Below are 11794 nucleotides of genomic sequence, written 5' to 3'. Positions count from 1 at the left end.
TGTCCATACCCATCAAGTTAAGAATTTTGGTCTTTGTGCATCGTCAAAAACACGGTATCCTTTCTAACGAACACTCCACGTTAGAAAGGATTTTTTTCATGGAAAAACAAATGAAAGCATGGATTCAAACCATTCGTCAACTCTTTTCTCCCGAAGAATGAACCCGTCTCGCACGGAAAACAGGCTTTATCCGGCGGCAGCGTTCGTTAACGGCGGAAGCCTTTCTGACTCTCTGTGCATGGGGATGTTTCAAGCTCGGATGTATTGGCATCAAAAGGAAGACATTGAAATCAGTGAACGGAAAGCGCTCGATCTTCTCCAATCGTATTGGCACCAGTTGCTTTTGCGTTCGCATATGGCGGAAATCAACCTTTTCTCTCTCCTTTCCCTGTTACGAAAACATGCCAAGAAAGGTCGAAGGAAAGGGGAAGAAACGGCATCAGATATCTTAACGAAATTAGAGATATGGTAGAATTAGATATGGATATAAATACCAAATACCCCTCTTCTGGAGGGGTATTTGGTATGCCCAATAATGGATGTGATCCCCATCATTCACTGCGGGGATGAACACGAGTATCGTCTTAAAAATTTTATACCGCTAAACTTGACGGGTATGGAGTATGTCACCCGTTGCGTTATGCCAAATCATTTTCGTTCGACAAAGCGGCCAGTGTATAATGAAAATAGAAAGCGGGAAAGAAGGTGATTTCGTGAACGTTCCGGGAAAACAGGCGGTATCGCTTGAAGAATTTTATCGCATGCGGGAAACAACCGACCGCGTTTTAGAATACATTGATGGCGCTGTGTTGATGTCTCCCTCCCCTTCGACCCAGCACCAACGCATATCGGGACGGCTGCACGTCCAACTGTTCCATTTTTTAGAAGGAAAGCCGTGTGAAGTGTTTCATGCCCCGTTTGATATCGAACTAAAGAACGAACGAATCGAAGGCAAGAAAATTGTCGTCCCTGATTTAACCGTGATCTGTGATCGAAGTGGATTAACGGATACAAAATTTGTCGGCGTCCCAACGCTGATCATGGAAATTTTAAGCCCTTCCAACCAGGCGTATGATCTCGTGTTCAAATTGAATTTGTATATGCAATACGGAGTCTATGAATACTGGATCGTGAACCCCATGCATCGTGTTGTGCAAATCTACTCGCTCAATGACAATGGACAATATGAACAAGCCGGCGTCTGGAAAGAAACCGGCATGGCCTGTTCACGTGTGCTGGATGGCTTTTTTGTTGATGTGGAACAACTATTTCGTCCTTGAGGGCGGCTTCATGATATAATGTTATGAAGCAAAGGAGTGATGATGATGACGATGCCAAAAGCGTTAACGATCGCCGGCTCGGACAGCAGCGGCGGCGCCGGGCTGCAGGCGGACTTAAAAACGTTCCAAGAGCTTGGCGTTTACGGCATGACGGCGATCACGACAATCGTCGCCATGGACCCGCACAACCGGTGGGCGCACCAAGTGTTCCCCGTTGACCTAGCAACGATCGAAGCCCAGCTTGAGACGATCATCGTCGGCGTCGGGATTGATGCCTTAAAAACAGGCATGCTTCCGACAACTGATATCATTGAATTAGCGGCGCGGACGATTGAAAAACATGGTTTGAAAAATGCGGTCGTCGATCCAGTTATGGTGTGCAAAGGGGCGGATGAGCCGCTCCACCCGGAAAATACGGTGTGCTACCGGGAAACGCTTGTACCAAAAGCAACGGTCGTGACGCCGAACTTGTTTGAGGCGGCGCAGCTAGCCGGCCTGCCGCGCATTGAAACGGTTGAAGACATGAAAGAGGCGGCTGGACGCATTCATGAGCTCGGAGCTCAATATGTGATCGTCAAAGGCGGACGGAAAATTCCGCACGACTATGCGGTTGACGTCCTTTACGACGGCAAAACGTTTGAACTCCTCGAATCGGAGCGGATCGACACGACGTATACGCATGGCGCCGGCTGCACGTTCTCAGCCGCCATCGCTGCCGAACTGGCAAAAGGCCGGCCGGTGAAAGACGCCATTGCGACGGCAAAAGCGTTCATCACCGCCGCCATCCGCCACTCGTTCCCGCTCAACGAATACGTCGGCCCGACGCATCACGGTGCGTACCGACGCTATGAAGGAAAGTAGGCAACGTTTCGATCCTTGTCTTTTTTCACAAGATAGCCCGCTCCCGGAGCAATAGCGCTAGCTTCTTTTGCAAGACAGAGAACCGGCGTGCCCATGCCTAAAAAATGGATGCACAGGACGGGCTTGGCCATAATCAAATAGGCATTATGCGCCGCGACAACATGGAGAAAGGAGAGTGCCGCCATTGCGCGTATCCGCTGTCCAATATCATTTGCATACGATCCGTTCGTTTGACGAATTTGCCGCGCAAGTGACGCATTACGTCAAAACAGCGCAAGAGTTTGACGCCGAGTTTGTCTTGTTCCCAGAATTTTTCACGACCCAATTGCTTTCCATTCCACTTGATGACGGACGTCAAGCAGCGATCGACGACTTGCCGGACTACACGGAGCCGTATTGCGGGCTGTTTACGTCGCTCGCCAAAGACACGGGCATGTATTTGATCGGCGGTACGCATGTCATCCGCGAAAACGGCAAGCTGTACAATGTCGCCCACTTGTTTGCGCCGGACGGAACGATCCATCGCCAAGCGAAGCTGCACATCACCCCGACCGAGGCCAACGAATGGAACATCGCCCCGGGTGACGGACTGCACGTCTTTGAAACGGACAAAGCGACGATCGCCATTTTGACGTGCTATGACATCGAGTTTCCGGAAATCGTTCGCCTGGCGCGCGCGAAAGGGGCGGACGTCATCTTCTGTCCGTCGTGCACCGACGATCGGCACGGGTTTTACCGTGTACGGTATTGCTGCCACGCGCGGGCGGTCGAAAACGAAGTGTATGTCGTCACGACCGGCACGGTCGGCTCGCTTCCAACGGTCGACTTTATGCGCGCCAACTTCGGCCAGGCGGCCGTCATCACGCCAAACGACATCCCGTTCCCGCAAGGCGGCGTCCTTGCGGCGGGCGAGATCAACAGCGACATGGTCATTACCGCTGACCTTGACTTGTCGCTCCTTCGCAAAGTACGGGAAAAAGGATCGGTCGCGACATGGCGCGACCGGCGCACTGATCTGTATCCAAACTGGAACACGATGGCGTAACAGCGGCGGCCCTTCGCCCCGCCTCCGGGCGGAGGTGCCAAGGGGGGGCTGCGGCCGGACTAAAAGGGTGCGGCGCCGCGACATGTGTTGGCATCCGAACCAAAGCAGGGTGCGGCACCCCTTTGCCTCGTCTTAAAGCTGATCATGGCGACACCGCCTCAACACTGCCATCGCCCAGCCGAAACAGCATGGCGACGCGGCGACACGGTAAGCCGGTCGGGCGAATTGCGAGGCCGCAACAACGCCTATATGATGAAGGACAAAATGCCGATCATGACAACAGGGTGTCCCCACCGAGGAACACCCTGTTCATTTCGCTTATGACAGCGATTTCTTAAACTGATCAAACTGTTCCGCCACTTTCCCTTCCGGCGCTTTTGTCAACAGGCTCACGACGACAATAGCGGCGAGGCTCGCGGCGAAGCCCGGAATCATCTCATACAACAGCCCTTTCAAATACTCCGACTGCGTCCACAAAATGACCGTTGCCGCCCCAGCGACCATGCCGGCGAGCGCCCCCCATTTCGTCATCCGCCGCCAGCATAAGCTAAGCAAAATGACGGGGCCAAACGATGCGCCAAATCCAGCCCACGCATAGCCGACCAAGTTTAAAATGGTGTCGTTTTTCGTGTACGCCAGCGCCGTTGCGACAATGGCGACAAGGAGCACCGACAAACGCCCGACGAAGACAAGCTCCTTATCCGAAGCCGCGCGGCGGAACACGACTTTATACAAGTCTTCGGTCAGCGAGCTCGACGTGACGAGCAACTGTGACGAGATCGTGCTCATAATCGCGGCTAAAATCGCCGCCAGCAAAAACCCAGTAATAATCGGATGGAACAAAATGTGTCCGAGTTGAATAAACACCGTTTCCGGATCATCAAGCTTCATGCCGCGCTGCGAAAAATAAGCGATTCCAAAAAGACCCGTCAACATCGCTCCGACAACGGAGAAAATCATCCAGCCCATGCCGATGCGCCGGGCGCTTTTCATTTCTTTCACCGACTTAATGGCCATAAAGCGGACGATAATGTGCGGCTGGCCGAAATACCCGAGCCCCCAGGCGAATAACGAAATGATGCCAAGAACACTCGTTCCTTTCCATAAGTTCAACAAGTTGGGATCGATGTCGCGGATCGTCTCCATCGTATCTACTGGCCCGCCTGTATGGAACAGCGTCACGACTGGCACTAAAATCAACGCGATGAACATAATCGTCCCTTGGACAAAGTCCGTCCAGCTGACGGCCAAAAAGCCGCCAAACAGCGTGTAGGCGACAACAACACCGCCGACGATCCACAATCCCGTATGGTAGCTAACACCAAATGAGTTTTCAAACAGAACGCCCCCCGAAACGAGGCCGGACGAGACATAAAACGTAAAAAAGACCATAATGACAATCCCAGATACCATTCGCAACAATTTCGTGGCATCCCCGAATCGGTTTTCCAAAAACTCCGGAATCGTAATCGAGTCGTTCGCTACTTCCGTATAGACGCGCAAGCGCGGCGCGACAAACAACCAGTTTGCATAAGCGCCAAGCGTCAAGCCGATGACGATCCAAGCGGCGCTCACCCCATCGACATACATCGCCCCCGGCAGCCCCATGAGCAGCCAGCCGCTCATGTCGGAAGCCCCGGCGCTGAGCGCCGTCACCGCCGGTCCGAGCGTCCGGCCGCCAAGCATATAATCAGACAAATTGGACGTCCGTTTATACGCCCAATAGCCAATCCAAAGCATGCCGACTAAATACACAATGACGGAAAATAAAACCATATGGGCTCTCCTTCCTCTACTGTCTTGTCACCACTTTCATCATAACGAAATTGATAGTATTTACACAATAGTATTTATTTTTCCATACCGCTATAATAAACAAATTGACAAAACCTTTGCCAACTCTACCCTCTTTCTGGTATAATATTCTGTAAATTAAAAATCAATCGTTTATGTCTTTTTATACATAAAAAATTATTTTATAAAAATGCACACGAAATGATATTAGCCATATGCCCTTCAGTTAATGTGGCGAAAAACATTGAAAAATGCGCCTTTTCCCCATTTATACGGCGTGCCAAAATGTTCAAACAATTATTTTTATAAAACCTATTGCATAATAACAAAAATATTGATAGTATGATAATCGTTCATCGACAATGATTCCAAAGGGGGATTTTATAGGATGTTAAAAATGAAGAAAGGTTTGATCGTAGCGGTCGTTGCTGCGTTGTTTATGGCGCTCGCCGCTTGTGGCAAGTCGACAGAAACAAGCTCTCCGTCAGGCGCTGAAAAAGAAGGGAAGCAAAAAATCACCGTCGGGACGGACGCGGCGTTTGCGCCATTTGAATATATGCAAAAAGGAAAAATTGTTGGGTTTGACGCCGACCTTTTGGATGCGGTGATGAAAGAAGCCGGCTTGGATTATGAATTAAAAAACATCGGCTGGGATCCGCTGTTCGCTTCGCTGCAAAGCAAAGAAATCGACATGGGCATTTCCGGCATTACGATTACGGACGAACGGAAACAATCTTATGATTTCTCAGCTCCGTACTTTGAAGCAACACAAGTCATCTTAGTCAAACAAGGCAGCCCGGTGAAAAACGCCCTTGACTTAAAAGGGAAAACGATCGGCGTTCAAAACGCGACAACCGGTCAAGAAGCTGCGGAGAAGCTATTTGGCAAAGGCGATCATATTAAAAAATTCGAAACGAGTGTTGTTGCCATTATGGAACTGCTAAACGGCGGTGTTGATGCTGTCATCACGGACAACGCGGTGGCAAACGAATACATGAAAAACAATCCGGACAAAAAATTGCAAGTCATTGAAGATCCACAAAACTTCGCTTCGGAATACTACGGCATGATCTTCCCGAAAGACAGCGAATTGAAAGCCAAAGTGGACGAAGCATTGCAAAAAGTGATCGACAGCGGCAAATATGCAGAGATTTACAAAAAATGGTTTGGCAAAGAACCGAATATGGAAGGCTTAAAACAACAACAATAAGCGCACGAACATAGAAAAATGCGTAACTGCTAGCAAGTTACGCATTTTTCTTAGAGAAAGGTGAGATCGATGGATTTTCGTTTTGATATTATTGTTGAATACGCCCCTTACTTTTGGCAAGGGCTGCTCGTAACGATCGGCGTATCATTAGCCGGCATCGTGTTCGGCCTCATTCTCGGCCTGTTCATCGGCCTTGGCAAAATGTCGTCCAACCCGATTATTCGTTTGCCGTTTTCGTGGTACATTCACTTTTTCCGCGGTACGCCGCTTGTCGTGCAAATTTTGCTCGTCCATTTCGGCGCCATGCCGCTCTTTTTCGCCCAGCCAAATGCCGTCGCTTCCCTGGCCGTCTCGCTGTCGCTCAACTCGGCCGCGTATGTGGCCGAGATTTTCCGCGCCGGCATCCAGTCGATCGACAAAGGGCAAATGGAAGCGGCCCGCTCGCTTGGGATGACGCATGCGCAGGCGATGCGCTACATTATTTTGCCGCAGGCGTTAAAGCGAATGATTCCGCCGTTTGCGAACGAGTTTATCGTCTTAATTAAAGATTCGTCGCTTGGGATGGTCATCGCCGCCCCGGAAATCATGTATTGGGGGAAAGCGGCCGCGGGTGAGTATTACCGCGTTTGGGAGCCGTATTTAACAGTGGCGTTCATCTATTTGCTCTTAACGCTTTCGTTAAGCAAACTGTCACACTATCTTGAAAGGAAGTATTCGACCCAATGATTGACGTACGCCAGCTGAAAAAATCGTTCGGTTCGCTCCAAGTTTTAAAAGGAATCGATGTCCATATTCGCGAAGGAGAAGTCGTGGTCGTCATCGGCCCATCGGGGTCGGGAAAATCGACGTTTTTACGCTGTTTAAACTTGCTTGAGGATTTCGATGAAGGTGAAATTATTATTGACGGCATTAATTTAAAGGCGAAAGACACGAACTTAAATAAAGTGCGGGAAGAAGTCGGAATGGTGTTCCAGCGCTTTAACTTGTTTCCGCATATGACGGTGCTGAACAATATCACGCTGGCACCGATGAAAGTGCGGAAATGGCCGCGTGAAAAAGCGGAAGCGAAGGCGATGGAGCTGCTCGCCAAAGTCGGGCTGCAAGACAAAGCGCACGTCTACCCGGACTCCCTCTCCGGTGGGCAGGCGCAGCGCGTCGCCATCGCCCGGGCATTGGCCATGGAACCGAAAATCATGCTGTTCGACGAGCCGACGTCAGCGCTTGACCCGGAAATGGTCGGGGAAGTGCTCTCGGTCATGAAGCAGCTGGCCAATGAAGGGATGACGATGGTCGTCGTCACCCACGAGATGGGCTTTGCCCGTGAAGTCGGCGACCGCGTCCTGTTTATGGACGGCGGCTACATTGTCGAGGAAGGGAAGCCGGAAGACTTGTTCGACCACCCGCAGCATGAGCGGACGAAAGCGTTTTTATCAAAAGTGCTGTAAAACGTCGTCTTGCCTGTTTGAGGCAAGACGACTTTTTTAGGCACATATCATGCCCCCTATAATGCAACCACGTTACCTCTCCATCTCTTCAATGTTCCGTCAACGGCTCCCCCATTTCAGGCATCTATGACACCACAAAAGCCCTTCTGAACATAAAAAGCCGGCCGAACCCCGGCCAGCCTCGCTTTACAACACAAACTGCATCACCCAAATCGAACCGGCGACAACGACAACAGCAATAAAGAAGCTGTATACCATGTTGAACGTTTGCACTTTGCCGCTGTCGCTTTCGTTGACGTGCATGAATAGAAACAGCTGCAAGCTCGCTTGGATGATCGCGAACAAGACGATGATGACGATCACGGCTTTAAGCGGCAGCCCAGACGAGAGCGCCACCCAAAGAGCCGCAAACGTCAAGACGAGCGACAACAAAAACCCAATAATATGTTTCCACGGAAATGATTCGCGATGGCTGTTTGCGCCCATGTTAGATCACCATCCCTAACAAATAGACGAGCGTGAAGATGAAAATCCAAACGACGTCCAAAAAGTGCCAATACAAGCTGACAATAAACACTTTCCGCGCTGTTTTCGGCGTAAAGCCGCGCTGGAGGAGCTGGATGATGATCAAAATCATCCAGCCAATCCCTACACTGACGTGGGCGCCGTGCGTGCCGACGAGCACAAAAAAGCTTGATAAAAATGCGCTCGTCTGCATCGTCGCTCCTTCATGGACGTAATGGATGAACTCGCGAATTTCAACCGTAATAAACCCCAACCCAAGCAGAAGCGTCACGAGCAGCCAAGCGATCAGCCCGCTCATGCGGCCGCGGCGCATTTCAAAAATGGCCAACCCACATGTGAAACTGCTCGTCAACAGCAACAACGTTTCGATCAAAACGTCTTTTACCTCAAACAGCTCCGCTGCCGTCGGCCCCGAGCCGGTCCGTTGGAACAAGACGAGATATGTCGCAAACAGCGTCGCAAACAGCGCGACTTCCGCCCCGAGGAAAATCCAGAAACCCAATATGTTCAACCGACTTTCTTGCGTCCGATACTCCAGCGGCACCGTTTCCTCATAGCGATGTGCAGCTTCTCCCATTCGTCACGCCCCCTTCCGCACCGCTCGTTCCGTCCGTTTGATTTCGTCAACCGGAATATGGTAGCCATCATCGTCTTCAAATGAGCGGAGAATCAATCCAAGCACAATGAACAACGCACCAACGATAGCCAACGCAAACCACTTGAACACAAGGCCGAACCCGGCGACGAAAAACGCCACCGACATCCAAAACGGGCGTCCTGAGTTGCTTGGCATATGAATCGGCTTCAAGTCTTCTTCTTTCACGTGGAAGCCGCCATACTTTTTCTTCATCACCCAATACGCGTCCACATCTTCGACAACCGGCGTCACCGGGAAATTGTAATGCACCGGCGGCGACGCGGTCGCCCACTCAAGCGTCCGTCCGTTCCACGGGTCGCCGGTCATGTCGCGCTCGCCGTAGCGGGCGCTGTAATAAATGTTGTAACAAAGCACGATAAACCCGATGCCCATCAACACCGCCCCGACCGTCGCGACGACGTTGAGCGGCGTCCAGCCGAGACCAGCCGAGTACGTGTACATGCGGCGCGTCATCCCCATCAATCCTAGGAAATACATCGGGAAGAAGCAGATGTTAAAGCCGATCATAAACAGCCAAAACGTCCACTTGCCAAGCCGTTCATTCAAGATATGGCCGAACATTTTCGGATACCAATAATGCAAACCGGCAAAGCAGGCGAACACCGTACCCGCGATCAACACGTAATGGAAATGGGCAATCAGAAAATAGCTGTTATGGTATTGATAATCGGCCGCGGCCATTGCCAGCATCACGCCTGTCACGCCGCCGATGACAAAGTTCGGAATAAACGCCAGCGACCAAAGCATCGCGGTTGTAAAACGAATTTTCCCTTTTCGGATCGTAAACAGCCAGTTGAAAATTTTCACCCCGGTCGGGATCGCGATCGCCATCGTCGTGATCGAGAAGGCAGAGTTCACGGCCGGCCCTGCGCCCATCGTAAAGAAGTGGTGCACCCAAACGATAAAGCTTAAAAACGCAATGCCGACGATCGAACCGACCATCGCCTTATAACCGAACAGCCGTTTCTGCGCAAACGTGCTGACCACTTCCGAGAAAATGCCGAACGACGGCAAAATGACGATATACACTTCCGGATGGCCCCAAATCCAGAACAAGTTCGCCCAGAGCATCGACATGCCGCCGTTGGCCATCGTGAAAAATTGCGTGCCAAATACGCGGTCGAACGTCATTAATGCCAAGGCGACCGTCAACACCGGGAAGGCGAAAATAATGAGCACGCATGTGATGAGAATCGTCCACGTAAACATCGGCATGCGCATCAACGTCATGCCCGGCGCACGCATTTTTAAAATCGTGACAAGGAAGTTGATCCCGGTCATCAATGTTCCGATCCCGGAAATTTGTAAAGCGACAGCGTAATAGTTGTTGCCGACGCCATGGCTGAATTCGTTGCCGGCAAGCGGGAAGTACGCCGTCCAACCGGCGTCCGGCGATCCGCCGATGACGAATGAAATGTTAAACAGCAACGCACCGAAGAAAAAGAGCCAAAAGCTTAACGCATTCAAATATGGAAACGCGACGTCGCGCGCCCCAATTTGCAGCGGAACGACAATGTTCATCAAACCGATGATGAACGGCATCGCCATAAACAAGATCATAATCGTCCCGTGCGTCGTAAATATTTCATTATAATGTTGCGCGTCAAGAAACTTCATGTTCGGCGCGGTCAGCTGCGCCCGCATCAAAAGCGCATCAACGCCGCCGCGGAAGAGCATCAAAACTGCGCAAATAATGTACATGACGCCGATTTTTTTATGGTCGACGGTAGTGAGCCATTCGTTCCACAGCCATTTCCATTTTTTAAAATACGTCAAGACGAACACAATGCCGATTATCGTTAAAACGATCGCGACATCAGCCGCGTAAATGAGCGGCTCTCCGGTTACGAAAAACTCGCTCCATTTCATCTTTCGCTCCTCCTTTCCTACTCCCCATGATGGTGACCGTTTGTCATCGTTTCATCATGTTGATCGTCATTTTTCATTGGCTTTCCATCTCCATGATGGCTGTTCTGTTTCGCATGGTCAATCCATTGCAAGTGGGTGTTCGAAAACGTCATTCGCCCAACAAGCCCCGGTTTTAAAATTTGTGTGTATTTTTCCTCATCGAGCTTCGGGGCGGTTTGTTTCACTTCATTTATCCATTTGCGGAAGTCCGTTCCCGTTTGGGCGACAACCTCAAATTCCATATGGGCGAACTTTTCCCCGGAAAAGTTGGCGCTCCGCCCCATATACGATCCTGGTTTATCAGCTTGTAAAATCAGCTCTGTCTCCATGCCGTCCATCGCATATTTTTGTCCGCCTAGCTCCGGCACCCAAAACGAATTCATCGGTCCGACGGACGTGAGCTTGAATTTGACCGGCACACCGGCCGGAATATGGACGTAGTTGACCGTTTCAATGTTTTCTTCCGGATAGCTGAAAATCCATTTCCAGTTCGCCGCCGTCACATGAATCGTGATCGGTTTCACGTTCTCGGTCGGCGGCTTTTCCAATGCAAACGTCGCCTTCACTGTTGGAACAGCGAGCGCAGCGACAATCAAAATCGGAATGGCCGTCCAGACGACTTCAAGCAACGTGTTTCCTTCCTCATCCGGCGGCTCATAGCCGGCATTTTCCGGCTTCTCGCGATAACGAATGAGAAAAACGGCAAACAACGTAAATACAACAACAATAATGAACAACATAAAGCCGACAGACCACATGATCAAATCATACTGCATGCGCGCCACCGGCCCTTGCGGATTTAACACCGCTGTGCGCTCGACGCAACCACCAAGCAAAAGCAAAAACGGCAAGGCTAACATGACGCGCCATATCGCCTGTTTCATCGCTCTGTATCCCCCTTTATCCGTCCCCGATATCCAGGGCGTCTTCCATCCAATATTTCTTTGTTTTCTACCATATCAAAGTTTAAAATATTTGAAACCAATACACGCAAAAGTTCATAAATCAGCAAAACATTTGTCACCAAATGTTCAATCATTGTTCAAGAAATCGTCACTTGCTTTCCTC

Annotated in this window: 13 protein-coding genes; 7 read left to right on the top strand and 6 right to left on the bottom strand. The window is 50.6% G+C overall.

The features are described from left to right. Nucleotides 1–259: 259 nt before the first annotated feature. The 3 genes from AP057_RS14570 (at nucleotide 260) to pdxK (ending at nucleotide 2141) form a co-directional block, all read left to right on the top strand. Nucleotides 260–472 (top strand): hypothetical protein, encoded by a 213-nt coding sequence (locus AP057_RS14570; RefSeq protein ID WP_235468594.1) that lies wholly within the window; start codon nucleotides 260–262, stop codon nucleotides 470–472. 208 nt (nucleotides 473–680) lie between these two features. Continuing rightward, the gene (locus AP057_RS14565; RefSeq protein ID WP_055359069.1) at nucleotides 681–1280 is read left to right on the top strand and encodes a Uma2 family endonuclease; all 600 of its coding nucleotides are present in this window, start codon (nucleotides 681–683) and stop codon (nucleotides 1278–1280) included. A gap of 45 nt (nucleotides 1281–1325) precedes the next feature. Then, nucleotides 1326–2141, top strand: a complete 816-nt coding sequence (gene pdxK / locus AP057_RS14560) for a pyridoxine/pyridoxal/pyridoxamine kinase (protein ID WP_053532442.1) — start codon at nucleotides 1326–1328, stop codon at nucleotides 2139–2141. On the opposite strand, the gene AP057_RS14555 is transcribed toward pdxK, so the two are convergent. Continuing rightward, entirely contained in the window at nucleotides 2126–2326 is a 201-nt protein-coding gene (locus tag AP057_RS14555) for a hypothetical protein (protein ID WP_055359068.1), read from the bottom strand. The two genes, pdxK and AP057_RS14555, sit on opposite strands and share 16 nt — an antisense overlap. Between AP057_RS14555 and AP057_RS14550 the strand changes: the two genes are divergently transcribed. After that, on the top strand, nucleotides 2326–3186 hold the full coding sequence (locus AP057_RS14550; protein ID WP_055359067.1) for a carbon-nitrogen hydrolase family protein: 861 nt from the start codon (nucleotides 2326–2328) through the stop codon (nucleotides 3184–3186). The genes AP057_RS14555 and AP057_RS14550 overlap by 1 nt on opposite strands. A gap of 318 nt (nucleotides 3187–3504) precedes the next feature. Here AP057_RS14550 and putP read toward each other — a convergent pair whose 3' ends face one another. After that, nucleotides 3505–4962, bottom strand: a complete 1458-nt coding sequence (gene putP / locus AP057_RS14545) for a sodium/proline symporter PutP (RefSeq protein WP_053532443.1) — start codon at nucleotides 4960–4962, stop codon at nucleotides 3505–3507. 406 nt (nucleotides 4963–5368) lie between these two features. Between putP and AP057_RS14540 the strand changes: the two genes are divergently transcribed. The 3 genes from AP057_RS14540 to AP057_RS14530 all read left to right on the top strand — a co-directional run bounded on the left by AP057_RS14540 (nucleotide 5369) and on the right by AP057_RS14530 (nucleotide 7635). Beyond that, complete coding sequence (locus tag AP057_RS14540; protein ID WP_055359066.1) at nucleotides 5369–6190, top strand: basic amino acid ABC transporter substrate-binding protein; 822 nt, start codon at nucleotides 5369–5371, stop codon at nucleotides 6188–6190. Nucleotides 6191–6259: 69 nt separating this feature from the next. Further along, the gene (locus tag AP057_RS14535) at nucleotides 6260–6916 is read left to right on the top strand and encodes an amino acid ABC transporter permease (protein ID WP_047819165.1); all 657 of its coding nucleotides are present in this window, start codon (nucleotides 6260–6262) and stop codon (nucleotides 6914–6916) included. Beyond that, entirely contained in the window at nucleotides 6913–7635 is a 723-nt protein-coding gene (locus AP057_RS14530; RefSeq protein WP_011232919.1) for an amino acid ABC transporter ATP-binding protein, read from the top strand. The genes AP057_RS14535 and AP057_RS14530 overlap by 4 nt, the downstream gene beginning before the upstream one ends. A gap of 186 nt (nucleotides 7636–7821) precedes the next feature. Here the strand turns inward: AP057_RS14530 and qoxD are convergent, their stop codons facing one another. From qoxD to qoxA, 4 genes are read right to left on the bottom strand one after another with little or no spacing between them, the layout of a single operon-like run. Further along, nucleotides 7822–8121 carry a cytochrome aa3 quinol oxidase subunit IV gene (gene qoxD / locus AP057_RS14525; RefSeq protein WP_011232920.1) on the bottom strand — a complete coding sequence of 100 codons (300 nt, stop codon included), beginning with the start codon at nucleotides 8119–8121 and terminating at the stop codon, nucleotides 7822–7824. Between the two features lies 1 nt (nucleotide 8122). Further along, complete coding sequence (gene qoxC, locus AP057_RS14520; protein WP_049625413.1) at nucleotides 8123–8737, bottom strand: cytochrome aa3 quinol oxidase subunit III; 615 nt, start codon at nucleotides 8735–8737, stop codon at nucleotides 8123–8125. Nucleotides 8738–8740: 3 nt separating this feature from the next. Then, nucleotides 8741–10687, bottom strand: a complete 1947-nt coding sequence (gene qoxB, locus AP057_RS14515; RefSeq protein ID WP_049625412.1) for a cytochrome aa3 quinol oxidase subunit I — start codon at nucleotides 10685–10687, stop codon at nucleotides 8741–8743. 17 nt (nucleotides 10688–10704) lie between these two features. After that, on the bottom strand, nucleotides 10705–11610 hold the full coding sequence (gene qoxA / locus AP057_RS14510) for a cytochrome aa3 quinol oxidase subunit II (protein ID WP_042381220.1): 906 nt from the start codon (nucleotides 11608–11610) through the stop codon (nucleotides 10705–10707). Nucleotides 11611–11794 lie beyond the last annotated feature (184 nt).

Origin of the sequence: Geobacillus sp. Sah69 (assembly GCF_001414205.1) — a bacterium.
Lineage (GTDB): Bacteria > Bacillota > Bacilli > Bacillales > Anoxybacillaceae > Geobacillus > Geobacillus stearothermophilus.
This window is presented reverse-complemented; position numbering and strand designations above follow the sequence as displayed.

Excerpts from the sequence above, each read along its gene's own strand:
- AP057_RS14570 (WP_235468594.1), top strand. The coding sequence starts at position 260 with ATGTATTGGCATCAAAAGGAAGACATTGAAATCAGTGAACGGAAAGCG.
- AP057_RS14565 (WP_055359069.1), top strand. The coding sequence starts at position 681 with ATGAAAATAGAAAGCGGGAAAGAAGGTGATTTCGTGAACGTTCCGGGA.
- pdxK (WP_053532442.1), top strand. The coding sequence starts at position 1,326 with ATGACGATGCCAAAAGCGTTAACGATCGCCGGCTCGGACAGCAGCGGC.
- AP057_RS14555 (WP_055359068.1), bottom strand. The coding sequence starts at position 2,326 with ATGGCGGCACTCTCCTTTCTCCATGTTGTCGCGGCGCATAATGCCTAT.
- putP (WP_053532443.1), bottom strand. The coding sequence starts at position 4,962 with ATGGTTTTATTTTCCGTCATTGTGTATTTAGTCGGCATGCTTTGGATT.
- AP057_RS14540 (WP_055359066.1), top strand. The coding sequence starts at position 5,369 with ATGTTAAAAATGAAGAAAGGTTTGATCGTAGCGGTCGTTGCTGCGTTG.
- AP057_RS14535 (WP_047819165.1), top strand. The coding sequence starts at position 6,260 with ATGGATTTTCGTTTTGATATTATTGTTGAATACGCCCCTTACTTTTGG.
- AP057_RS14530 (WP_011232919.1), top strand. The coding sequence starts at position 6,913 with ATGATTGACGTACGCCAGCTGAAAAAATCGTTCGGTTCGCTCCAAGTT.
- qoxD (WP_011232920.1), bottom strand. The coding sequence starts at position 8,121 with ATGGGCGCAAACAGCCATCGCGAATCATTTCCGTGGAAACATATTATT.
- qoxC (WP_049625413.1), bottom strand. The coding sequence starts at position 8,737 with ATGGGAGAAGCTGCACATCGCTATGAGGAAACGGTGCCGCTGGAGTAT.
- qoxB (WP_049625412.1), bottom strand. The coding sequence starts at position 10,687 with ATGAAATGGAGCGAGTTTTTCGTAACCGGAGAGCCGCTCATTTACGCG.
- qoxA (WP_042381220.1), bottom strand. The coding sequence starts at position 11,610 with ATGAAACAGGCGATATGGCGCGTCATGTTAGCCTTGCCGTTTTTGCTT.